Here is a 22167-nt window from a genome sequence, read left to right on the forward strand (position 1 = left end):
TTAAAAATTATTTATTTTTTTGTATTTTTGCCGTCAGATTTTTATTGAAAATAACAAATAATGAGTAATGTTTACGATAATATTCTTGGCCTAATAGGAAACACTCCTATGGTGAAGCTTAATACTGTTACGAAAGATATTCCTGCAACCGTTTATGCCAAGTTAGAATCATATAATCCTGGACATTCCACTAAAGATAGAATCGCACTTCATATTATAGAAAACGCTGAGAAAAAAGGCTTGTTAAAAGAAGATTCTGTAGTTGTAGAAACAACTTCCGGAAATACAGGTTTTTCTATTGCAATGGTTTGCATCATTAAAGGATATAAATGTATACTTGCTGTAAGTGATAAGACAAAGCCTGAAAAAATAGCTTATCTGAAAGCACTTGGAGCCACTGTTTACATATGCCCTGCCAATGTTCCTGCAGACGATCCCAGATCTTATTATGAAGTTGCTAAAAGAATCGCTTCAGAAACACCAAATTCAGTTTACATCAATCAGTATTTTAATGAATTAAATATTGATGCCCACTACCAAACAACCGGACCTGAAATTTGGGAGCAGACAGAAGGTAAGATCACTCACCTTTTTGCATGCACTGGAACTGGTGGAACTTTATCCGGATCAGCAAAATTTTTAAAGGAAAAAAATCCTGATATCAAAGTGATAGGTGTAGATGCCGATGGTTCTATCCTTAAAAGCTACCACGAAACAGGAGAAATTCATAAAGAAGATGTACACCCTTATCAGATCGAGGGAATGGGAAAAAACTTAATTCCTTCTGCCCTGCTTTTTGATAAAATAGATGAGTTTGTAAGAGTTAATGATGAAATGTCTGCTTACAGAACCCGTGAAATTGCTTTAAAAGAAGCTATTATGGGAGGATATACAACCGGGGCAGTGACTCAGGCATTGATACAATATGCACAATCTCATGAGTTTTCTGAAAATGATCTTGTAGTTTTAATATATCCGGATCATGGTTCAAGATACATTACCAAAGTGTACAGCGACAAGTGGATGGAGGAACAAGGGTTTATAAACAACTGTGTTCATAATTACGATGAAGTTTTTAAAACAGAATTCATCAAATAAGAAGAAATAAATTTATTATACAAATAAAGCCTTTTTTGTAGATCATTAAAGGCTTTTTTACTTAAAAATTACTAATAAAATGTTGGATATTTTTGAAAGAATAAAAGAAAATCCAGGACCTCTTGGACAATTTGCAGACTATGGAGAAGGGTATTTCATTTTTCCTAGATTAGAAGGTCCTATCGGTCCTAGAATGCAGTTCCAAGGAAGAGAAGTAATTTTCTGGAGTGCAAATGATTACTTAGGAATGTGTAATCACCCGGAAGTTTTAGAGGCTGATGCCAAAGCTGCTGCAGAATTCGGAATGTTCTATCCTATGGGAGCAAGAGCAATGTCGGGAGAAACTGAACAGCACTTACAACTCGAAAGAGAACTTGCTGATTTTGTTCAGAAAGAATCTGCTTATTTATTAAATTTCGGTTATCAGGGAATGGTTTCCACCATCGATGCTTTGGTAGGAAGAAATGATGTAATCGTTTATGACGTAGATTCTCACGCTTGTATCGTAGACGGAGTAAGACTTCACGCAGGTAAGAGATTTACTTACAAGCACAACAATATTGAAAGCTTAGAGAAAAATCTTCAGAGAGCAACAAAAGTAGCTCAGGAAACTGGAGGTGGAATTCTTGTTATCACAGAAGGAGTTTTCGGGATGAGAGGACAGCAAGGTAAACTTAAAGAAATCTGTGAACTGAAATCAAAATATCAATTCAGACTTTTAGTAGACGATGCTCATGGTTTCGGAACCCTTGGTAAGACAGGAGCCGGAGCTGGAGAAGAACAAGGATGTCAGGATCAGATTGATGTTTACTTCTCTACTTTTGCTAAATCTATGGCTGGTTTCGGAGCTTTCCTTGCCGGAGATAAAGAAATCATCAGATATCTGAAATTCAATTTAAGATCTCAAATTTTTGCTAAATCTCTAACAATGCCAATGGTAATCGGAGGTTTAAAAAGATTGGAGCTTTTGAGAACAAGACCTGAAATCAAAGCTAAACTTTGGGAAAATGTAAACAAATTACAAAGCGGGCTTAAAGAAAGAGGATTCAATATTGGAGATACCAATACTTGTGTAACTCCGGTAATGATGCAGGGAACTCCGGTAGAAGCTACTCTATTGGTAAAAGACTTGAGAGAAAAATATGGAATCTTCACATCTGTAGTAGTTTATCCTGTAATACCTAAAGGAATGATTCTACTAAGATTAATTCCGACAGCATCTCATACCGATGCAGAAATCAATGAAACTCTTGCGGCATTTGAAGCAATTCATGACAAATTAGTAAGTGGTTACTATAAAGAGCAGGAGCAGAAATTATTAGAAGAACAAGGTTTAAGTTTCAAACCGATTTAATAATAAAAATAAAAAGCCACTGAAATTTCCTCAGTGGTTTTTTATAAATAATATTCTATAAAACCGAATTTATACAATAAATAATTAATGAAGCTGAGAGGTTATGTTTTGGGTATTATATCTGCAATTTCTTATGGATTGCTTCCGATTTTTATATTACCCATCAAGCATGCACACTTTTCTTTAGATATTACTTTATTTTATAGATTTCTGTTTTCAGCATTGATGATCGGAGGATATTTATTATACTCCAAAGAAAGCTTTCTAATCAGTAAAAGAGAATTATTCGTATTTGCAATTCTCGGGATTTGTTACGCACTTTCTTCAGAATTTTTATTTTTAGGATACGATTATCTTACAGCCGGAATCGCATCAACCGTTTTATTTATCTACCCGGTTATTGTTGCACTCATCATGTTTTTCTTTTATAAAGAGAAATTAACGAAACTTTCCATACTTTCATTATTCCTGGCTTTTGCCGGAGTTATTATACTTTGTTTAAAAGGGAATAGTATGGAAATCAATTATCTGGGATTAGGAATTGTAATGTTAAGTTCAATATTCTATGCACTTTACATTGTTATCGTAAACAAATCGAAGATACAGGCTTCAGGATTTAAGCTTTCGTTTTATTCCATGTTGTTTACTTCCGGATTTTTTATGGCAAAAGCAGTTCTTGGAAATGAATCTTTTATCATTCCGTCCGTAAATATTGTTGTCAACTTTTTAATTTTTGCGTTGCTTACTACAGTCATTTCAAGTTTATGTCTGGTCTATGCCATTAAATATATCGGATCTACTCCGGCTGCAATTCTGGGAGCTTTGGAACCTGTTGTTGCAGTATTGATCAGTGTCTTACTATTTCATGAAAAATTTACTTTTAATCTCTTTTTAGGAATTACTTTAATTTTAATCGGAGTGATTTTGAACGTAGTTTCGGAAAGTAAAAAATTAATTGAAGTTCAAAAATAAAAGAATATTATTCAATATAGACAGTCCATAAAAATTCAATTATTTAAAATAAATTTGTAAAAAATTTCTCTTGAAAGATCTGCTTCTCATTACTCCGCCTTTTACCCAGCTTAATACTCCTTATCCTGCAACAGCTTATATCAAAGGTTTTTTAAACACCAAAAATATTTCAAGCTACCAGATTGATTTGGGTATTGAAGTTATTTTGGAATTATTTTCTAAAGACGGAATTCTGAAAATATTCAGTAAAGAAATTGATTTACAGAATGTTTCAGAAAACTCTCAGCGAATTTTTGCATTAAGAGAAGAATATACAAAAACCATTGATCAGGTTATTTCTTTTTTACAAGGTAAGACTCCAACATTGGCAAGACAGATTTGTTCAATGAACTTTCTTCCCGAAGCTTCCCGGTTTAATCAGCTTGATGATATGGAGTTTGCATTCGGAAATATGGGACTTCAGGATAAAGCTAAACATTTGGCAACCTTATATTTAGAAGATCTGTCCGATTATATTGTTGAAAATATCGATGCAGATTTCGGGTTCAGCAGATATGCAGAAAGATTAGGGAAAAGTGCCAATTCTTTTGATGAATTATATTCAAAACTATCACATAATCAAAGCTTTATTGATGATTTTACTTTAAAAATTCTTCAGGAAAAATTAGAGTCGGTTCAACCTAAATTAGTTTGCTTTTCTATTCCTTTTCCCGGAAATTTATATTCAGCTTTTCGTTGTGCAAAATATATTAAAGAAAATTATCCTGATATAAAAATTGCCATGGGAGGAGGTTTTCCCAATACTGAATTACGGGAAGTAAAGGATAAAAGAGTGTTTGAATTTTTTGATTTTATCACTTTAGACGATGGTGAAGTTCCTCTTGAGCTACTTTATGAAAATATTTGTCATCCTGAACAAGGCGAAGAATTTCAATATAAAAGAACTTTTTTAATTGAAAATCAAGAAGTTACTTATAAAAACAATTCCAAAAGACATGACTATAAACAATCAGAAATCGGAACTCCGGATTATACTGATTTACAATTAGATAAATATATTTCCGTGATAGAAATCGCCAATCCGATGCACAGCTTGTGGAGTGACGGAAGATGGAACAAACTTACGATGGCTCACGGTTGCTATTGGGGAAAATGTACTTTCTGCGATATTTCTTTAGATTACATAAAAATTTACGAACCTATCTCTGCAAAAATTTTAGTTGACAGAATGGAAGAATTGATCCGGACAACTGGTGAAACCGGATTCCATTTTGTGGACGAAGCAGCTCCACCCGCTTTGATGAGAGAAGTTGCTTTAGAAATTTTGCGAAGAAATCTTGTGGTAACCTGGTGGACCAATATCCGTTTTGAAAAAAGTTTTACCCGCGACTTATGTTTTTTATTAAAACTTTCCGGTTGCGTTGCGGTTTCTGGAGGACTTGAAGTTGCGAGTGACAGATTGTTAAAATTAATTGACAAGGGAATTTCTGTAGAACAAGTGGCCCAGGTTACGAGAAATTTCACTGAATCAGGAATTATGATTCACGCTTATTTGATGTATGGCTACCCAACTCAGACCATACAGGAAACGGTTGATTCTTTGGAAATGGTTCGTCAATTATTTGAAATGGGAATTTTGCAAAGTGGATTCTGGCATCAGTTCGCTATGACTGCTCACTCACCGGTCGGATTGAATCCTGAAGAATTTGGAGTCACACCAATTAAACAAGAAATCTTGTTTGCCAATAACGATATTGATTTCACGGATAAAACCGGAATTGATCATGGAAAATTTAGTTTTGGTTTAAAGAAATCATTATTTAATTATATGCATGGAATTAATTTTGAGCTTCCTCTTCAGGAATGGTTTGATTTTAAAATTCCAAAAACAACTGTCCATCCGGATCATATTCATGATTGTTTATTGGAGAGCAATGATTTCAAATTTAAAGGAAACTCAAAAGTTGTTTTTCTGACTAAAAACTTAATCGCTGAGAATCGCGTAAAAACAAAAAAGAAATATACTTACCCGTACACGCAACTTACATTCCACTTAAAAACGAATATTGTATCCATAGATCTGGATCAGGATCACGCGGACTGGCTGTTAAGAAGTATGGAAGAATATGTTATAGAGAAATCAAAAGGTATTACACTTCAGCAACTTAAGACAAATTTTGAAGAAAAATTTGAAGATTTTGAATTGTTCTGGTTCTCAAAATCCATCCAACAGTTGAAAGAAAATGGTGTAATTTTGAGCTTATAATTTTTATATTTTTAAACTCAAAATTTATAAAAATGGTAAAAATAAAATCCTGAAAATCATTTCAGGATTTCTTATTCTTAAAGAACAGTAGTTTATTTTTCAACACCATCTTTTTTAACTTCACCAACAATTATCTTGTCTTGATTTTTGATAAAGTTTGGATCCAAAATGGCCATTCGTTCAGCAATTGCTTTATAAGTCGGAAATTTTAAAATTGATGCTCTCCCAGACATTTGTCTATAAAGTGTAAAAATTTTTCCACCGGCAGTTTTTATTTGTTTAGTCGTGGTTATATATTTTCCGATATACTTGCTATTGGCATCATAGACCTCAATATCAACAAAAGTTTTTTCAGAAACGGTATCATCTGATCCAAAGCTGACAGGTAAATTCGTAAAGTAACCAACTGGTTTTCCATTACTTAAAATTTCTCCGACACTGTTTACCGTAATATTCAGTTTATCGATTTTACTTCTTGTAGTATAAGCATCTTTAGTTTTGGTATCTAGCTTTCTTTTAGGGGAATTAGTGAAAAGTTCATCAAGATTTTTAACATTAATTCCTTTATTATCAATGAGTTTCAATCCTTTAATTGAAGTATAGACTGCCGATTTTTCTTCACCTGAAAATGCTGAAGGTGAAATATAATCGAGTTCAAGTGTTTTATCACGATTATAAACTCTGTTCAATTTTATATAACTATCTCTTACAGAATCAACTACACTTTTATCTACAAATTCTATTGTATAAATGGGAGTTTCTTTCAGATCAAAAAAAGTATACTCATTAGATTTGCTTGAAACTTTAGCTACATGAACTCCATCGATACTGATAATTCCTCTTTTGGTTTTAATTTCCTGAGCTTTTAAAAAAAATCCCAGTATTGTAAATAAAATGATTAAACTTTTCCTCATAAAATCAGATTTTTACATGACATAAAAAAAGTGTAACCAAAGTTACACTTTCTTGAAAATATATTTAGCTTTTCATTTAATTATTCACAAAGGATAATTCCTTTATCATGATTAAATTCTACAACACCGCTTTTGATTGGATAAGAAAAAACAGAATCTTTATCGCTTTCTCTAGTAAAGTTTTTAGCATATGCTTCATCAATAGAATTAGCATACAATTTTACTTTACCACCAATTAAAGAAGAAACAATTCCTGCGTGGTTTTTCATGATGTGAAACTCACCATTTTTTCCAGGCAACAATACTGAGTTTACTTCTCCTTCAAAAACTACGTATTCTGGTGTTAAAATTTTTATATTCATTTTAATTTAGATTAAAAGATTAAAAGATTGAAGATTAAAAGATTTTTGACAAATAATGTCTCTTATCTCAGGTCTAAAAATCTTGTGTCTAATTTATTAAGCGTTTTCAGCCAACATTTTTTGTCCAGCTTCGATAGCTTCCTCGATAGTCCCTTTCAAGTTGAAAGCAGCTTCTGGTAAGTGATCTAATTCACCATCCATAATCATGTTGAATCCTTTGATGGTATCTTTGATATCTACCAATGATCCTGGAATACCTGTAAATTGTTCAGCTACGTGGAAAGGCTGAGATAAGAATCTCTGAACTTTTCTTGCACGGTAAACTACTGATTTATCTTCTTCAGAAAGTTCTTCCATACCAAGGATCGCGATGATATCTTGAAGCGCTTTGTATCTTTGAAGAATTTCTTTTACTCTTTGAGCACAGTTATAGTGATCGTGACCGATAACTTCAGGAGCCAAGATTCTTGAAGTAGAAGCCAAAGGATCTACCGCAGGATAAATACCTAATGAAGCAATCTTTCTATCAAGTACCGTAGTGGCATCCAAGTGAGCAAACGTAGTTGCAGGAGCCGGGTCAGTTAAGTCATCCGCAGGTACATAAACTGCTTGTACTGAAGTAATTGAACCGTTTTTAGTTGAGGTAATTCTTTCCTGCATCGCACCCATTTCAGAAGCAAGTGTCGGTTGGTAACCTACTGCAGATGGCATACGACCTAGAAGTGCAGATACCTCAGAACCAGCCTGTGTAAAACGGAAGATGTTGTCTACGAAGAAAAGTACATCTCTACCTTGTCCGCTTTCTCCACCGTCTCTATAATATTCAGCCAATGTAAGACCAGAAAGTGCAACTCTCGCTCTCGCACCAGGTGGCTCATTCATCTGTCCGAAAACGAATGCTGCTTTTGAATCTTTCATAACTTCTAAATCTACTTTAGAAAGATCCCAACCTCCGTTTTCCATAGAGTGCATGAAATCTTCACCATACTTGATGATTCCTGATTCTAGCATCTCTCTCAAAAGGTCATTTCCTTCTCTCGTTCTTTCACCTACTCCGGCAAAAACTGAAAGTCCTCCGTGTCCTTTTGCAATATTGTTAATCAACTCCTGGATCAATACTGTTTTACCTACACCTGCACCTCCGAACAAACCAATTTTACCTCCTTTTGCGTAAGGCTCAACTAAGTCGATTACTTTAATACCTGTAAATAAAACTTCTGCAGAAGTTGAAAGTTGATCAAATTTTGGAGCTGGTCTGTGAATTGGAAGACCACCTTCCTTAGAAATATCTTTAAGTCCGTCGATAGCATCACCAACAACGTTGAATAGTCTTCCATTTACAGCCTCTCCGATTGGCATTGTAATAGGATTTCCGTATCCGATTACATCCTGCCCTCTTTTAAGACCGTCAGTAGCGTCCATTGCGATACATCTTACTGTATCTTCGCCAATATGTTGTTCTACCTCTAAAACTACTTTTTCACCGTTTTCTTTTGTAATTTCTAACGCATCATAGATCGCTGGAATTGCTTCCACATCACTGAAGACAACGTCGATTACCGGACCAATAATTTGAGAAATTTTACCTTTAATTTGGTTTGCCATTGCTAAATTTTTTCTTGGTGCAAATATAATGATTCTTCATAAACTCACAATTGGTAAAAAAGAGATTTTTATCATGCTTTTAGAAGAATTTAAAATTTGGATTTTAATATTTATTTTTTTGAAAAATCTGCTTATCAACACAATTTACAAAGATTCTATGAAATAGAAAAATTGTTGATCAGATTCGAATAATAGATGGCATAAAAAATCATTACTTGAAAATAACTCTTACGATATAATAACAGATAATTTTAAAGGCTTTATATTTGCAGTCAAAATTTTTCCCGTTTTGAAAGTTTTCAAAAATTTCACAGATTACACTTCTCAAAAACCTTTGGCACTGTCTTTAGGGATGTTTGACGGGGTACATCTTGGGCACAAGAGTATTATTGACGAATTGCTAAAAATAGGTTCTGAGAACAATCTTGAAACCGCAATACTTACTTTTTGGCCCCATCCAAGATTTGTTTTTAATCCTAATGAAGATTTAAAACTTCTGAATACATTGGAAGAAAAAAAATATCTGATGGAAAAATACGGGATTGATAATCTTTTTCTAAAGGAATTCGATGATGAATTTAGAAATTTAACAGGAGAAGAATTTGTACGTCAGATTTTAATTGATAAGTTAAATGTAAAATATCTTATCATCGGGTACGATCATTCTTTTGGAAAAAACAAAAGCGGAAACTTTGAGTTGCTTCAAAAGCTTTCAAAAGAACTTGATTTTGAAGTAGAACAAATGGAAGCTATCAATATTCACGAAAATAATATCAGTTCTACCAAGGTCCGAAATGCACTTTTAACAGGAAACATCAAAGAAGCAAACGAAATGCTTGGCTATTCCTATTCTGTTACAGGAACTGTTGTTCATGGCAAAAAAATAGGAAGAACCATAGGTTATCCAACAGCCAATATCGAAACAGAATCTTTCAAACTTTTACCTAAAAAAGGAGCTTATATCGTTGAAGTTTTTGTAAAAGGACAGCAATATAAAGGAATGCTAAGTGTGGGAACCAATCCTACCGTTAATGGGGAAAAACTGACCGTTGAAGTTTACATTCTTGATTTTGAAGGGGATATTTATGATGAAAAGATTATCGTAAAATTCAGGGATTTTCTTCATGATGAAATCAAATTCGAAGGACTGGAAAAATTAATTGAAAGACTAGATGAAGATAAAAGATTGACAGAGGAATTTAAGTTCTAAGCATTTGAAATCTCTTCCCTTACTTTTTTTGTTAAAGAATTAAATACCAAATCATAAGACTGATCGATCAATTTAAAAATTAAATCTCTCTTGAGACCATCTATCATTACAGAGTTCCAGTGGGTCTTATTCATATGAAATGCTCCTGTAATCTGCGGATATTGTTCTCTCAGCTCTGCACTCCATTCCGGATCCGTTTTGACATTAATTCCTAAAGGCTGCTTTTCTAAAGCCATTAATAAAAACATTTTTGTTCCAACCTTCATGACAAGGGTTTCATTATCAAAAGGAAAACTTTCGGTAACTCCTTTTTTGGCAAGACAGTAATCTAAAATTTCGTTGGCATCCATATTTTGTGGGTAATGGTATATTTTTTATAAAACTTTACGTCAAATTTAGTAAATTTAAGAAAGAAACATCATTACTACAAACAACATTATTTTATGAAAGCTTTGGTAATCGGCGCTACAGGTGCTACAGGAAAAGATCTGGTAAATCAGCTACTCAATGATCAGGATTTTGAAGAAGTGGATGTTTTTGTAAGAAAACCCATTGATATTCAAAATAATAAGCTCAACGTCCATCTCGTGAATTTTGAAAAGCCTGAAGAATGGAAAGATCTTGTAAAAGGAGATGTTGCATTTTCCTGTCTCGGAACAACGTTAAAAGCTGCCGGAAGCAAAGAGGCACAACGAAAAGTGGATTATAATTACCAGTATGAGTTTGCACAAGCTGCTAAAGAAAATAATGTAGAAGATTATATTTTAGTCTCAGCGTATGGAGCCAATCCAAAATCAAAGATCTTTTATTCTAAAATGAAAGGTGAGCTAGAAGAAGCAGTAAAACAACTTCATTTTAATAAGATAACTATTTTTAAACCCGGAATGCTTGAAAGAAAAGATTCGGACAGAACCGGAGAAGTCTTAGGAAGCAGAATTATAAAATTCGCCAATACATTGGGTTTACTAGAAAGTCAAAAACCTTTACCAACAAATATTTTAGCTAAAGCTATGATCAAATCTTCAAAGATAAAAAGCAATGGCTATTCCAGCATTAAGCTCGGAAATATTTTTTGTTTCGCGGAGAAAAGCAATGAGTAAGAAATATTATTTTATCATTAATTTTGTTTCATCAATAATCTTTTCAATCCAGCTATATTCTTTTAAATTCTTAAGTTTTGTAATCAATTCTTGGGGGATATTTTTGTATCCTATTAAAGTTCCAGCAATTTGTCCAGCTATTGAAGCATTGGTGTCCGTGTCGCCACCCGAATTAATAATTTGTTGAAACATTTCTTCTAGTCCCAAATCAACAACTTTAGTTGAACAGAAAATTGCAAATGGAATAGAATTTACAACATACCCGTTATTTCCCAATTCTGCTATTTCAGAAATTTTAAAACTTGATCCAAGCTCATTTATTTTAATTAATCGATCTCTCACATTTGTATCAGGAAGCTCATGAATAATCACATCGAAGAGGTTGTTATTTCCAGTCCAGTTAGAATTCAAAATGGCTTTTAAAGACAAATATACAGCCAAAGCTCCTGCAAAAGCTTCATCATTTCTGTGAGTAATTTTACATGCATTAAAAATGTCTTCCCTTGTAATGTTTTCAAAAAAAGCAAAAGGAGCAATTCTCATTGCTCCTCCATTTCCTGCGGCAAATTCACCTGTACGCCCACATTGGCTCCAGTGAAAACCAGATTCTTTATCTAAAATAGCTTTAAGTGTAGATGCTCCAACACCAGTTAATTTATTATTTTTATAATAATCAACAAATGTATTAAGTAAATTTTCAGGATCAAATTTACCTTTGGCTAAAGTTTCGCAAGTTGCAAGTGTAAATTGGGTATCGTCCGTTATTTGCCATTTTCTTAGCTTTGAAGGCTTTTTACCCCAATAATAAATTTCTGAATCATTTAATAAAGTTTCATTTTCATAACCGCTTCCCCAAGCATCGCCGATTGCTCCACCAATAATACATGCTTTAAATTGATCCTGAAAATTCATTAAATTTGAGTTTCTATTTACTTCAAGTACTTTGTAATCGCTTCATCCGTAGGTTTTGTAGTACTTACAAAAGAATCGATTAGTTTTCCGTTTTCATCAATCAAGAATTTTGTGAAGTTCCAAAGAATCGTAGTATTCTTCACTCCATTTAATTCTTTTTCTGTTAGATACTTAAAGATAGGAGCAGTATCATCCCCTTTTACAGAAACTTTTGCTGCCATAGGAAAAGTCACTCCATAATTTTTCTGGCAGAAAGCACCGATTTCATGATTGGTTCCCGGTTCCTGTCCTCCAAAATTATTTGCCGGGAAACCTATAACCACTACCTTACCTTTGTATTCTTCATATACCTTTTCCAGATCAGCATATTGCGGGGTAAATCCACATTCAGAAGCTGTATTTACAATAAGGATTTTTTTACCTTTAAAATCTGCAAAGTTGATTTGTTTTCCTTCTTCCAAGGCATCAACTTTAAAATCGTAAATTGATTTTCCCATAAGTTCTTTAGTTTTAGCTTTAGATGATTCACTTTTTTTCTGAGCACAACTATTAAAAAACGCTACAAAAGAAAGCAGCAATAAAAAGATTTTTTTCATTTTAATATTTTTATTTAGAATTTGAAAATATTGGCCGGAAATACTTTATTGATTTCTATTTTATTCAATAACATTACATAATCTCCGTCTTTTTTCGCACTTGAAGATTCTATTCTGAAAGGCATTAAAAGGCTTCCAACTTTTTTATAATCAGAATAATCCAACGTTTCATCTTTTTTTATTTCTCTCAGCAACATATAAGTTTTGCTGTCAAAATAATAAATATTCTTGTTTACATTTTTAGTTAATTCAACCTTATAGCAATATATATTTCCTATTTTCTCTTTCCCGACATATTTTGCTTCAAAACCTTTATTTTCCCAGTCTATAAAGTCATTATCAAAACTTTCAGGCTTATAATCCGTATATTCCTGAAGCTTATTGGTCGCATAGTTCATCGCATAGCCTTTTACTCCGTCATAACCTTCAATCGCAGTATCTTTATTATTAATAGTCAGAACCGTTTTGGTAAGATTAGGACGTTGCTGATAAATTTTGATCGGATATTCATCTTTGATTCCTAAAATTACTTTCCCTTGAAGTAATACTGAATTTAACAGCTTCCAATTTGTTAATCCTCCGGACAATTCAATATTTTTATCTATAATTTCCTTTGCTGTCTGAGCATAAGAGAAATACGAAAATGTCAGGACGAAAACTAAAAGTAACTTCTTCATTAATTTTATTTATAAATTCAAATATAAGATTTTTACGGTGAATCTGTAAGAATGTAAAATCGTAAAAATGCTTTTGTGTAAGCAAATACTCAAAAAATGTAATTTACTTTAAGATTGTTCATTCTGCTACGCTTCCATCTGAATGAAATCAACCCAATTATTAAGCAGTTAGATTAATTTTCTTGCTTTTTCCAGATCTTCCGGAGTATCGATACCAACTCCTACAAAATTGGTTTCTATAAGCTTGATTTTCATCCCATATTCAAGATAACGGATGCATTCTATTTTTTCAGAGATTTCCAAAGGTTTCATTTCTAATTTTGAAAACTGGATTAAAGCATATTTTCTGAAAGCATATACTCCAATATGTTTAAAATAATCTACTTTATAGGAAATTTCGCGGTGAAACGGAATTACGGAACGGCTGAAATATAATGCGAAACCATTGTTATCGGTAATAACTTTCACGTTATTTGGATTTTCAATCTCTTCTTTTTCAGTAAGTTTAATTTTTAAAGAAGCTAAAGAAATTTCCTGATTATCATCATTATGGAAAACATCAATCAATTGTTGCAAAGGCTCTAATTTAAGAAAAGGTTCATCTCCCTGAACATTGATCACAATATCACAGTCAATATTTTGTACAGCTTCAGCAATTCGGTCGCTTCCTGTTTCATGTTGACCTGTCATAACGGCTTTTCCTCCATTTTGTACAATTTCATCAAAAATAATTTCCGAATCCGTAGCCACAAATACTTCATCAAACAAACCTGTTTCTACCACATTCTGATAGGTTGTCGTAATAACGGTTTTTTCACCCAACATCTGCATAAGTTTTGCCGGGAAACGGCTTGCTTCGTAACGTGCAGGAATGACTGCGATAATTTTCATAAGTTAAAATCGTTATAAGTTATTAATTATGAATCTTCTTATTTTGAAAGATGCTTCGACAGGCTCAGCATGACATTGCTAAAAAAAACAAAAAATAAATTGTTAGTATTAGAGCTGTCATGCTGAGCCTGTCGAAGCATCTGATTTTTTTAAAATTACTTCAAATTATTCAAAGCATTTTCTAATTTCGGCATCATTACAGAAATTTCGTCAGTTGCCAAACCTCCTACAGAAGCTCTGAACCAAGGCTCAGTTTTTTCTTCTCCGAAAGCAGAGAAAGGAACTAAAGCAACGCCTGCTTCATTGATTAAATAGAATACCAAATCAGAAGAATTTTCGATAAGTGTACCGTCCGGTTTTGTTTTTCCGATATAGTCCAATTTGATTGTCAGATAAAGTGCTCCCATCGGTTCGATACTATCAACTGCAAGACCTTTGCCTTTTAAATCCTGAATTCCACCGTGAAGAACTTTTAAACTTGCTTCCAATTTATTTTTGAAATCTTCTACGAAAGCATTTACTTCTTCTGGGTTTTCATAATATTTTGCAGTAGCTTCCTGCTCAGGTTTTGGTGCCCAAGCTCCAACGTGTGTCAGAAGAGCTTTCATTTTATCCAAAATATGAGAAGGACCGAATCCCCATCCTACACGAACTCCTGTTGCAGCAAGACATTTTGAAATACCATCAATGTAAATTGTGTATTCTCTCATTTCCGGGAAAAGAGAAACAGGATCTACGTGTTCTGCCCCGAAAGTAAGGTTAGAATAGATCTGGTCATACATTAAGTATAATGGCTTTTCATCTTCTCCTCTCTTTTTATTTTCTTCTAAAATCAATTCGCAGATTTCTGAAAGTTGTTCTTTTGTAAACATTGTTCCAGTAGGATTCAATGGAGAACAAAGAGCAAGTAAAACAGCACCAGATAAATGCGGCCTCAAATCATCTGCAGTGGGAAGAAAATTATTTTCAGGAGTAGTCTTCACTTCTACAGCATCCGCAGAAGTAAGGTATGCATAATGATTATTATTCCATGATGGTGTAGGATAAACCACTTTATCCCCTTCATCAACGATTGTTTTGTAAACTGCGTAAATTAATGGTCTTGATCCGGCAGTAATTAAAATATCGTTTGGTGAATAATTAAGGTTCCATCTGGTTTTTAAGTCTTTGGAAACTTCTTTTCTTAAAGATAAAAGTCCATTTGCAGGCGGATAATTTGTCAGATTATTCTGATAAGCTTTCTGAATTTCTTCCTTCAATTTTGCAGGAATCGGATAAATATTAGAATTCAAATCACCAATCGTAAGATTCGCGATCTCCGCTCCTTTTGCCTTTAAATCGTTTACTTCATTACCAATTTTTACAATTTCAGAACCGATCAGGTTCGCCGCTAATTTTGAAACTTTCACTTTATTTTAAATTTAGAATTATAGTATTAATGTTATAAGTTATTAATGATGAGTTATGAGTTTTTATTTTTTGTTGTTATAATTATACTTCTTATGATTTTTAAAATTTCTGTAGCCTGATTTTTTAACTTCTCAAATTCTTCTTTTGATATATAATCTGTTGCAAACAGAAGTTCAAGCCAGTAAATTGTTTCGTCACATTCTTTTTGAGAAATAGAAAGTTTATGTATAAAATCCATTCTGCTCTGAGCATTTAAAGCTTCCCTAACATTGGCTCCAACAGAAGTTCCTGATCTCAAAACCTGTTTAGAAAGTATAAATTCTTTTTTCTCTGAACTGAATTTTTTATAAAAATTTACAATTTCTATAGCAAATTCAAAACTTTTTTTCCCAATAATACTGTCACTCATAATTCATAATTCAAAACTTATAACTCATTATCATGTTAGTTGTAAATCGTTTTTTACCTGATTAATTTTCTCTTCCAAAGATTTTAGTTTCTCTCTGAAATCTGCTTCGGAGGTAACAGAATCTTTTACAGAAACATAGAACTTAATTTTAGGTTCTGTTCCCGAAGGTCTTACGCAGACTTTCGTTCCGTCCTGGGTGTAATAAATCAATACATTTGATTTTGGAATATCATTCATTACTTTTTTCTCATTCGAAGAAACAATAAAGTTTGTCTGTTCTTTAAAGTCTTTTACTTCTTTAACCAATGAACCAGCTAGTTCTTTCGGAGGGTTTTCACGGAAATTCTTCATCATATTCTGAATTTCTTCTGCTCCATCTCTACCCTTTCTTACAAGATTGATCAGACCTTCGTAATACATTCCCAATTCCTGATAAATTTCAATCATGTATTGGTACATCGTTTTTCCGTTAGCTTTACACCAAGCCGCAATTTCGCACGCTAAAATGATACTTCCGCAAGAATCTTTATCACGAACGAAATCTCCCGTCATGAATCCGAAACTTTCTTCACCTCCACAAATGAATTTTTCTTTTCCTTCAAAATCACGGATCATTTTCCCGATCCATTTGAATCCGGTCAATCCAACTTTACAGTCAACTCCGAATTTTTGAGCAATATCAAAGAAAATATCAGAAGTTACGATCGTGGAACCGATGAATTCTTTTCCTGTGATTTTTCCTTGCTTTTTCCATTCATTCAGAATATAATAGGTAAGAATTGTGTTGGTCTGGTTTCCGTTTAACAATTCAATTTCACCATCCAAATTTCTAACCGCAATACCTAATCTGTCACCATCCGGATCCGTTCCGATCACAATATCTGCGTTAGTAATTTTAGCAAGATCCATTGCCATTTCCAATGCAGCCGGTTCTTCCGGATTCGGAGAATCTACCGTAGGGAAATTTCCGCTCGGGATCATTTGTTCTTTAACCAAATCTATTTTTTTGAAACCTGCTTTCTCCAAAGCTTTTGGAACCGTTGTATATGTTGTTCCGTGGATAGAGGTGAAAACTATATTTAAATTTTCTTTTCCAACATTCTGATAAGTTGAGTTTTCAATACAAGCATCGATATAGACATCATCCTGCTCCTCTCCGATCCATTCAATCAGATCATCGTTTCCATTGAATTTAATTTCTTCAAATTTTACGGAATATACTTCGTTGATGATCGCTTCATCATTTGGCGGGACAATTTGTGCGCCGTCATTCCAATATACTTTATAGCCATTATATTCTGGCGGATTATGAGAAGCTGTCAACACAATTCCTCCGTTGCATTTTTTATCACGTACAGTGAAAGACAGTTCCGGAGTCGGTCTGTGATTTTTGAAAAGCAATACCTTGATTCCATTTGCTGTCAAAACATCTGCTACCAATTTTCCGAATTCTTTTGAATTATTTCTTACGTCATAAGCAATCGCAACTTTGATTTCTTCTCCTTCAAACTGCTTTAACATATAATTCGCAAGTCCCTGTGTTGCTTGACCTAACGTATATTTATTTAAACGATTGGTTCCAACCCCCATAATCCCTCTCATCCCTCCTGTTCCAAACTCCAGCTCTCTGTAAAATGAATCTTCCAGGTCAGGCGAATTGCCCTCAATTAACAATTGAACAGCATCTCTCGTTTCCTTATCGAATGTGTCACTTAACCAAAGTTTCGCTTTTTCTAATGTTGTCATATTTGTATTTTGTTCTTTATATAGTTTGTAAAGTTCCTTATTTTTCGTTTTAGACTCTGTCATTTTGAAGAAAGGAAAATCTTTTTACTTTAAAAGAGATTCTTCATTTCATTTCACTTCATTCAGAATGACAAAATTGTAATTTAATTTACAGCAATTTACTTAATCCAGTTTTTTATTTTCTACCCGTGTATTTTTATCAATTTTAAAGGCTCGGATCGGATCATTATAATATAAGAATTTCGCAGTATTCTGTATATGTCCTTTTAGTGAATCTTTTACATTTACTTCTGCATAATTTCCATTTTTTGAATAGATATTCAGGTTATCTATTTTCCAATAGGGAGCAATTAAACTTGCTGTATCAGAGATCTTTATCACTGCATTTCTTGTTTGTCCCAAAAAATTGGCGCGGCTTCGGTTTTGCATTTCCACTTCTGCTCTCCTTGTATTTACCGAACCCATAAATGTAGCGTAATTTTTTAAATTCAATCGAAAGTTATCCGTCTTTATTTCGCTTGAAATATTCATTTCTACGGAATCTGAGATAGTCACTTTTTCCAGATTATATTTTGAATAGATCGTAACATTATAAAAATCTACACCTTTGGTCTCCCGTTTTTCTTTAATAGAAAGCGTTTTGTTATCTACATCAACATCCAGGTTATCAGCAACATTCGGGTATGTTTCTATTTCCACAAAGTTTTTAGCCCCTCTTGCATAAAACACACGAAATTTTCCTTCCAGATCCAGATTTACAAATTCTGAAACACCTACATCTTTCCTTTCAATTTTTCCTTTGGGAGAAACTTTTCCACAGGAAACCACAGCAACCAAAGCCAATGTGTACAATATTTTTTTCATATTCAATTAAAATATTTCATATAAAACCGCAATTATACCCAGACTTTCTACTCCCATCAATACATAAAGAACTGATACTCTCCACAGTAATCCTGGTTTTGAGTATGAATTTTTAAAAGCATTCCAATAAGTAATTGCCGGAAAAAGAATAGAAAGACCGAATAAGATTTTATCAATGATATTGAAAATTTTCTCAACAGGTTTCCATAAACCTATTAAACTTACCATATCACTTAGCAAAAATAGGATTAAAATTCCTAAAAGACTCACTGTTCCTATGATAAAATGCTCCGCAATATTCAATTTTATCCTTTTAAATAAATAATAAGCATTAAAGGCAAGCATTGGAATAATCACAAATAAGATAGTCTTGGAATATTTTGAAATGAAATTCATCATATCCAGAACATCATCTGTAAGCACTTCCGGAGGAGCAAACTTTTTATAAAAATGATATGTTAAAACATTAAAACCAAAAAGAATCAGCAACAACGATATAAAATTGTTGTATCTGATTCTTTTCCCTGAGATGTAGTTCATAGCCGTTATTCCAGGCCTGAACAAAAGATTTTTTAAAGTATGGAAAAATTTAGCTTCTACATGCCAAACAGATCCTAAAATATCATTTTTGATGAGCGAATGTGGAGTTATTCTTGCTGTGTCAGCTTTCTGTCCGCAATGAGCACAAAACTCATTGGAGATTGAATGACCACAGTTCAAACAACTTTTTTTACTCATTGTTCAAATTAATACATCCTATTTAATTTTTTATTTTCCTATAAAACCATGTTGTAGGCCTTTCCGATAATGATGATAATAATAAATAATTTTTATCTAAATAAGAAATATTCATTACAACAGTATCTTTATCAGTCGTATATTTTAATTTTAATAAACTTTTTCTTTTTTGATAATCACCTTTCAAATCCATTGATGAAAAAGTCTGGTCATCATTAAAAACCAAAGTTCCGGTTCCTTTTTGAGAGTTATTTTCCTTAATTCTTAGAGTATCAATAGTATTAATTACAACTCCTTCATAAACTTCAATAAACTCCCAAGCTCCTACGACATTTTTTGACCTACATGAAGATAAAATGACTACAACAATTAATGATAATTTAAAAAATTTCATTTTAAACATCAATTAATTAGATCACTTCATCAATATTATAATTCTTATGCTCTCTGTTGGTTCTGATAATCATTTCCCCTAAAAATCCTGCTACAAAAAGCAATGTTCCCATAAGCATCATAGTCAATGCAATGTAGAACCAAGGATTATTGGTAATTAAATGTCCGTAAATTCCTCTGGCAACATCAATTAATTTTGAAATTCCCAGCCAAAGCGCAGAAAGGAAACCCACAATAAACATTAAAGTTCCCACCGCTCCGAAAAAATGCATGGGTCTTCCACCGAAACGACTTACAAACCAAAGGGTTACCAGATCTAAAAATCCCCTAATAAATCTTTCTGTTCCGAATTTTGAGGTTCCGTAAGGTCTTGCCTGATGTTGAACTTCTTTTTCAGTAATTCTTCTGAAACCGGCATTCGCAGCTAAAACCGGAATGTAACGGTGCATATCTCCATATACATCGATTGTTTTTACGACCTGCTTTTTATACGCTTTTAACCCGCAATTGAAATCATGAAGATAAACTCCCGAAACTTTTCTTGCTGCTGCATTGAATAATTTTGACGGCACATTTTTCGTCATTATGTTATCAAAACGCTTCTTTTTCCATCCGGAAACAATGTCGTAATTTTCATTGACCACCATTGAATATAATTCTGGAATTTCTTCAGGAAAGTCCTGTAAATCAGCATCCATTGTAATAATTACATCTCCATTTGTTCTTTCAAAAGCAGCATGTAATGCCTGAGATTTTCCATAATTTTTTGAGAATTTTATAGCGTGAACCTGAGGGTGCTGAACCTTCAGGTTTTCAATAATGCTCCAGGATAAGTCTGTACTTCCGTCATCTACAAACCAAATTTCGTAGGATAGACTGTTTGACTGGCAAACATTATCAATCCTGGAAAAAAGTTCTTCCAAAGATGCTTCTTCGTTCAGTAACGGAATAACTATAGATAAGTTCATTTAATTTTAAATAAATATTATTGGTTTTCAGTTGTTTCGGGTTGAATAGTTTTTGTTCTGAAAAACGCCCCAAAAAACACTGACAAAACTACGTAAAATATCAGAATTGCAGCAAAATATCCTGAAAAATGACTTGCTGTAAGCATATCTTTTCCCTTAATTGCCTGCGGATTAAATCTCTGAAGTCCTTCTTTGTATTTCTGATCGAGTTCATCAATATCTTTCTGATGCTTCAAAATCTTCTTTGCTGAATTGTATTCTGCATCAAGTTCAGATTTTTGTCTGGTTACATACTGGTAATTCAGCAATTTTTTAGCATCGGTATCTACAAAATTTAAGAATGCATAAATACTGAAAACAGAAAGAATTCCCCCAATAAACATCGGAACAAACGCTCTTTTGAATGCATCTTTGAAACTTACTTTTCTATGGTTGTTCCAATAAGATTTTACAGACCAGAAAGCAGTAGCCGCATATAAAATAGGCAAAACGAAAGCATTGACTTTCAATGAAATATCAAAATAATTGATTCCTGAGAAAAAGTGATACACTACAAAAAAGACAAGCATTGTAGCGATAAAAAGTATAATTCCTAATGTTGATGGACTTTTCGTCATATCTAATTTTTTTGAAAAAAGTTGAAAAATTATTGTTCTAAATTTCAATTATTTAGCTCTATTACTAGAGTTTTCAACTATTTTTTCTTTAATAATGTTTTGAAGTTTATAAAATATTCCTACCTTTGCAACGGCAAGTCCTAAACAACCAGCTCCTGAGAACCCTCCAGGGTGGGAACGCAGCAAAGGTAATCGGTCGTAGCGGTGTGATTTAGGTAGCTTGCCATTTTTTATTGGTTTAAGTTGAAGAGAGGTAATTTGAAAATTATCTTTTTTTGTTTCTCAAAACTTCAACATTTTAATTCTGATTTTCAAATTACCTTTCAACATTTTTTAAAATTCGAACTCCTCTCCTAATTTTGGTAAAACAAGTTCTACATTTTTATCTGCAAAATGTTTCAATGCGCTTTCATGATCAATTTCAATCGCAGGGAAAGTATCAAAGTGACATCCGATTACCTTCGGTGTTTTCAATAATTCTGCTGCTGCAAAAGCCGCTTTTCTCGGACACATGGTGTAATGACTTCCAATAGGAAGAATAGAAAGGTCTAAATTCCCGTATAATCTTGGAAACAGCTCCATATCTGCCATTACTCCAGTATCACCAGCCAGATAAATGTTTCTACCTTCAGGAAGTCTGAAAATATATCCTACAGGAACACCTCCATAGCTTCCATCAGGGAAAGAACTTGTATGGTGAGCCGGAACCATGGAAATTTTAAGATCGTCGATTTTTGCCGACCCTCCTAAGTTTACGTCATCTGTATTTTTTGCCGTTTTGAAATATCCACAGATTTCAGGAACAGCTATAAGAGTGGCTTCCGAGTGAAACTCTAATACTTCCGCCACATCCGCAATATGATCTCCATGTGCATGAGTCAATAAAATATAATCAATTTTCTGAGCGGAGATATCAAACCCTGATTCTGCTTTTTTGTAGTTGTAGAAAGGGTCGCTCAAGATTGTTTTGTCTTTGTAAGTGAACAAAAAACAGTTTTGTCCTAAGTATTGTATTTTCATTTTTAATTTATTTTAAAATTTATGGAGTTATAACTAGATCTACTT

The 22167-nt window shown here is 33.2% G+C and carries 23 protein-coding genes and 1 other RNA gene; 7 read left to right on the forward strand and 17 right to left on the reverse strand.

What is annotated here, in order from left to right:
- Window positions 1–60: 60 nt before the first annotated feature.
- The 4 genes from P0Y62_04680 to P0Y62_04695 all read left to right on the forward strand — a co-directional run bounded on the left by P0Y62_04680 (window position 61) and on the right by P0Y62_04695 (window position 5690).
- Entirely contained in the window at window positions 61–1098 is a 1038-nt protein-coding gene (locus P0Y62_04680) for a cysteine synthase family protein (GenBank protein ID WEK70851.1), read from the forward strand.
- Between the two features lie 82 nt (window positions 1099–1180).
- On the forward strand, window positions 1181–2452 hold the full coding sequence (locus P0Y62_04685) for an aminotransferase class I/II-fold pyridoxal phosphate-dependent enzyme (protein ID WEK71775.1): 1272 nt from the start codon (window positions 1181–1183) through the stop codon (window positions 2450–2452).
- Window positions 2453–2539: 87 nt separating this feature from the next.
- Window positions 2540–3424 carry a DMT family transporter gene (locus P0Y62_04690; GenBank protein WEK70852.1) on the forward strand — a complete coding sequence of 295 codons (885 nt, stop codon included), beginning with the start codon at window positions 2540–2542 and terminating at the stop codon, window positions 3422–3424.
- Between the two features lie 70 nt (window positions 3425–3494).
- Window positions 3495–5690: a B12-binding domain-containing radical SAM protein gene (locus tag P0Y62_04695; GenBank protein WEK70853.1), complete on the forward strand. Its 2196-nt coding sequence runs from the start codon at window positions 3495–3497 to the stop codon at window positions 5688–5690.
- A gap of 92 nt (window positions 5691–5782) precedes the next feature.
- On the opposite strand, the gene P0Y62_04700 is transcribed toward P0Y62_04695, so the two are convergent.
- The 3 genes from P0Y62_04700 to atpD form a co-directional block, all read right to left on the reverse strand.
- Window positions 5783–6604 carry a hypothetical protein gene (locus tag P0Y62_04700; GenBank protein WEK70854.1) on the reverse strand — a complete coding sequence of 274 codons (822 nt, stop codon included), beginning with the start codon at window positions 6602–6604 and terminating at the stop codon, window positions 5783–5785.
- An 80-nt stretch (window positions 6605–6684) separates the two neighbouring features.
- Complete coding sequence (locus P0Y62_04705) at window positions 6685–6966, reverse strand: F0F1 ATP synthase subunit epsilon (protein ID WEK70855.1); 282 nt, start codon at window positions 6964–6966, stop codon at window positions 6685–6687.
- Between the two features lie 96 nt (window positions 6967–7062).
- A complete protein-coding gene (gene atpD / locus P0Y62_04710; GenBank protein ID WEK70856.1) occupies window positions 7063–8571 on the reverse strand; it encodes a F0F1 ATP synthase subunit beta in 1509 nt (502 codons plus the stop codon).
- Between the two features lie 289 nt (window positions 8572–8860).
- Here atpD and P0Y62_04715 point away from each other — a divergent pair, with 289 nt between their 5' ends.
- Window positions 8861–9781, forward strand: a complete 921-nt coding sequence (locus P0Y62_04715; protein ID WEK70857.1) for a bifunctional riboflavin kinase/FAD synthetase — start codon at window positions 8861–8863, stop codon at window positions 9779–9781.
- Here the strand turns inward: P0Y62_04715 and P0Y62_04720 are convergent.
- Window positions 9778–10131, reverse strand: coding sequence for an MmcQ/YjbR family DNA-binding protein (locus P0Y62_04720; GenBank protein ID WEK70858.1), 354 nt, complete (start codon window positions 10129–10131; stop codon window positions 9778–9780). The genes P0Y62_04715 and P0Y62_04720 overlap by 4 nt on opposite strands.
- Before the next feature lie 93 nt (window positions 10132–10224).
- On the opposite strand from P0Y62_04720, the gene P0Y62_04725 reads away from it, so the two are divergent.
- Complete coding sequence (locus P0Y62_04725) at window positions 10225–10881, forward strand: NAD(P)H-binding protein (protein ID WEK70859.1); 657 nt, start codon at window positions 10225–10227, stop codon at window positions 10879–10881.
- 6 nt (window positions 10882–10887) lie between these two features.
- Here P0Y62_04725 and P0Y62_04730 read toward each other — a convergent pair whose 3' ends face one another.
- The 12 genes from P0Y62_04730 to P0Y62_04785 form a co-directional block, all read right to left on the reverse strand.
- Window positions 10888–11793 (reverse strand): ADP-ribosylglycohydrolase family protein, encoded by a 906-nt coding sequence (locus P0Y62_04730; GenBank protein WEK70860.1) that lies wholly within the window; start codon window positions 11791–11793, stop codon window positions 10888–10890.
- A 17-nt stretch (window positions 11794–11810) separates the two neighbouring features.
- Complete coding sequence (locus P0Y62_04735) at window positions 11811–12389, reverse strand: glutathione peroxidase (GenBank protein WEK70861.1); 579 nt, start codon at window positions 12387–12389, stop codon at window positions 11811–11813.
- 14 nt (window positions 12390–12403) lie between these two features.
- Window positions 12404–13066 (reverse strand): histidine kinase, encoded by a 663-nt coding sequence (locus P0Y62_04740; protein WEK70862.1) that lies wholly within the window; start codon window positions 13064–13066, stop codon window positions 12404–12406.
- Window positions 13067–13234: 168 nt separating this feature from the next.
- Window positions 13235–13957 carry a 3-deoxy-manno-octulosonate cytidylyltransferase gene (kdsB, locus tag P0Y62_04745; protein WEK70863.1) on the reverse strand — a complete coding sequence of 241 codons (723 nt, stop codon included), beginning with the start codon at window positions 13955–13957 and terminating at the stop codon, window positions 13235–13237.
- Between the two features lie 155 nt (window positions 13958–14112).
- Window positions 14113–15366: an aminotransferase class I/II-fold pyridoxal phosphate-dependent enzyme gene (locus P0Y62_04750; GenBank protein WEK70864.1), complete on the reverse strand. Its 1254-nt coding sequence runs from the start codon at window positions 15364–15366 to the stop codon at window positions 14113–14115.
- Window positions 15367–15419: 53 nt separating this feature from the next.
- Window positions 15420–15776: a four helix bundle protein gene (locus tag P0Y62_04755; protein WEK70865.1), complete on the reverse strand. Its 357-nt coding sequence runs from the start codon at window positions 15774–15776 to the stop codon at window positions 15420–15422.
- 30 nt (window positions 15777–15806) lie between these two features.
- Entirely contained in the window at window positions 15807–17522 is a 1716-nt protein-coding gene (locus P0Y62_04760) for a phospho-sugar mutase (GenBank protein WEK70866.1), read from the reverse strand.
- Window positions 17523–17684: 162 nt separating this feature from the next.
- Window positions 17685–18386 (reverse strand): DUF2807 domain-containing protein, encoded by a 702-nt coding sequence (locus tag P0Y62_04765; GenBank protein ID WEK70867.1) that lies wholly within the window; start codon window positions 18384–18386, stop codon window positions 17685–17687.
- A 6-nt stretch (window positions 18387–18392) separates the two neighbouring features.
- Window positions 18393–19124, reverse strand: a complete 732-nt coding sequence (locus P0Y62_04770) for a DUF3667 domain-containing protein (GenBank protein ID WEK70868.1) — start codon at window positions 19122–19124, stop codon at window positions 18393–18395.
- 22 nt (window positions 19125–19146) lie between these two features.
- Window positions 19147–19518, reverse strand: a complete 372-nt coding sequence (locus P0Y62_04775; GenBank protein ID WEK70869.1) for a hypothetical protein — start codon at window positions 19516–19518, stop codon at window positions 19147–19149.
- A gap of 16 nt (window positions 19519–19534) precedes the next feature.
- Window positions 19535–20485, reverse strand: a complete 951-nt coding sequence (locus tag P0Y62_04780; protein ID WEK70870.1) for a glycosyltransferase family 2 protein — start codon at window positions 20483–20485, stop codon at window positions 19535–19537.
- Between the two features lie 17 nt (window positions 20486–20502).
- Window positions 20503–21102: a DUF4199 domain-containing protein gene (locus P0Y62_04785; GenBank protein ID WEK70871.1), complete on the reverse strand. Its 600-nt coding sequence runs from the start codon at window positions 21100–21102 to the stop codon at window positions 20503–20505.
- Window positions 21103–21233: 131 nt separating this feature from the next.
- On the opposite strand from P0Y62_04785, the gene ffs reads away from it, so the two are divergent.
- Window positions 21234–21331: signal recognition particle sRNA small type (gene ffs / locus P0Y62_04790), an RNA gene on the forward strand.
- Between the two features lie 104 nt (window positions 21332–21435).
- Here ffs and P0Y62_04795 read toward each other — a convergent pair.
- Entirely contained in the window at window positions 21436–22122 is a 687-nt protein-coding gene (locus P0Y62_04795; protein ID WEK70872.1) for a metal-dependent hydrolase, read from the reverse strand.
- Window positions 22123–22167: the final 45 nt, after the last annotated feature.

It is taken from the genome of Candidatus Chryseobacterium colombiense (assembly GCA_029203185.1).
Classification (GTDB): domain Bacteria; phylum Bacteroidota; class Bacteroidia; order Flavobacteriales; family Weeksellaceae; genus Chryseobacterium; species Chryseobacterium colombiense.

Excerpts from the sequence above, each read along its gene's own strand:
- P0Y62_04680 (WEK70851.1), top strand. The coding sequence starts at position 61 with ATGAGTAATGTTTACGATAATATTCTTGGCCTAATAGGAAACACTCCT.
- P0Y62_04690 (WEK70852.1), top strand. The coding sequence starts at position 2,540 with ATGAAGCTGAGAGGTTATGTTTTGGGTATTATATCTGCAATTTCTTAT.
- P0Y62_04700 (WEK70854.1), bottom strand. The coding sequence starts at position 6,604 with ATGAGGAAAAGTTTAATCATTTTATTTACAATACTGGGATTTTTTTTA.
- P0Y62_04705 (WEK70855.1), bottom strand. The coding sequence starts at position 6,966 with ATGAATATAAAAATTTTAACACCAGAATACGTAGTTTTTGAAGGAGAA.
- atpD (WEK70856.1), bottom strand. The coding sequence starts at position 8,571 with ATGGCAAACCAAATTAAAGGTAAAATTTCTCAAATTATTGGTCCGGTA.
- P0Y62_04720 (WEK70858.1), bottom strand. The coding sequence starts at position 10,131 with ATGGATGCCAACGAAATTTTAGATTACTGTCTTGCCAAAAAAGGAGTT.
- P0Y62_04725 (WEK70859.1), top strand. The coding sequence starts at position 10,225 with ATGAAAGCTTTGGTAATCGGCGCTACAGGTGCTACAGGAAAAGATCTG.
- P0Y62_04730 (WEK70860.1), bottom strand. The coding sequence starts at position 11,793 with ATGAATTTTCAGGATCAATTTAAAGCATGTATTATTGGTGGAGCAATC.
- P0Y62_04735 (WEK70861.1), bottom strand. The coding sequence starts at position 12,389 with ATGAAAAAAATCTTTTTATTGCTGCTTTCTTTTGTAGCGTTTTTTAAT.
- P0Y62_04740 (WEK70862.1), bottom strand. The coding sequence starts at position 13,066 with ATGAAGAAGTTACTTTTAGTTTTCGTCCTGACATTTTCGTATTTCTCT.
- kdsB (WEK70863.1), bottom strand. The coding sequence starts at position 13,957 with ATGAAAATTATCGCAGTCATTCCTGCACGTTACGAAGCAAGCCGTTTC.
- P0Y62_04755 (WEK70865.1), bottom strand. The coding sequence starts at position 15,776 with ATGAGTGACAGTATTATTGGGAAAAAAAGTTTTGAATTTGCTATAGAA.
- P0Y62_04760 (WEK70866.1), bottom strand. The coding sequence starts at position 17,522 with ATGACAACATTAGAAAAAGCGAAACTTTGGTTAAGTGACACATTCGAT.
- P0Y62_04765 (WEK70867.1), bottom strand. The coding sequence starts at position 18,386 with ATGAAAAAAATATTGTACACATTGGCTTTGGTTGCTGTGGTTTCCTGT.
- P0Y62_04770 (WEK70868.1), bottom strand. The coding sequence starts at position 19,124 with ATGAGTAAAAAAAGTTGTTTGAACTGTGGTCATTCAATCTCCAATGAG.
- P0Y62_04775 (WEK70869.1), bottom strand. The coding sequence starts at position 19,518 with ATGAAATTTTTTAAATTATCATTAATTGTTGTAGTCATTTTATCTTCA.
- P0Y62_04780 (WEK70870.1), bottom strand. The coding sequence starts at position 20,485 with ATGAACTTATCTATAGTTATTCCGTTACTGAACGAAGAAGCATCTTTG.
- P0Y62_04785 (WEK70871.1), bottom strand. The coding sequence starts at position 21,102 with ATGACGAAAAGTCCATCAACATTAGGAATTATACTTTTTATCGCTACA.
- P0Y62_04795 (WEK70872.1), bottom strand. The coding sequence starts at position 22,122 with ATGAAAATACAATACTTAGGACAAAACTGTTTTTTGTTCACTTACAAA.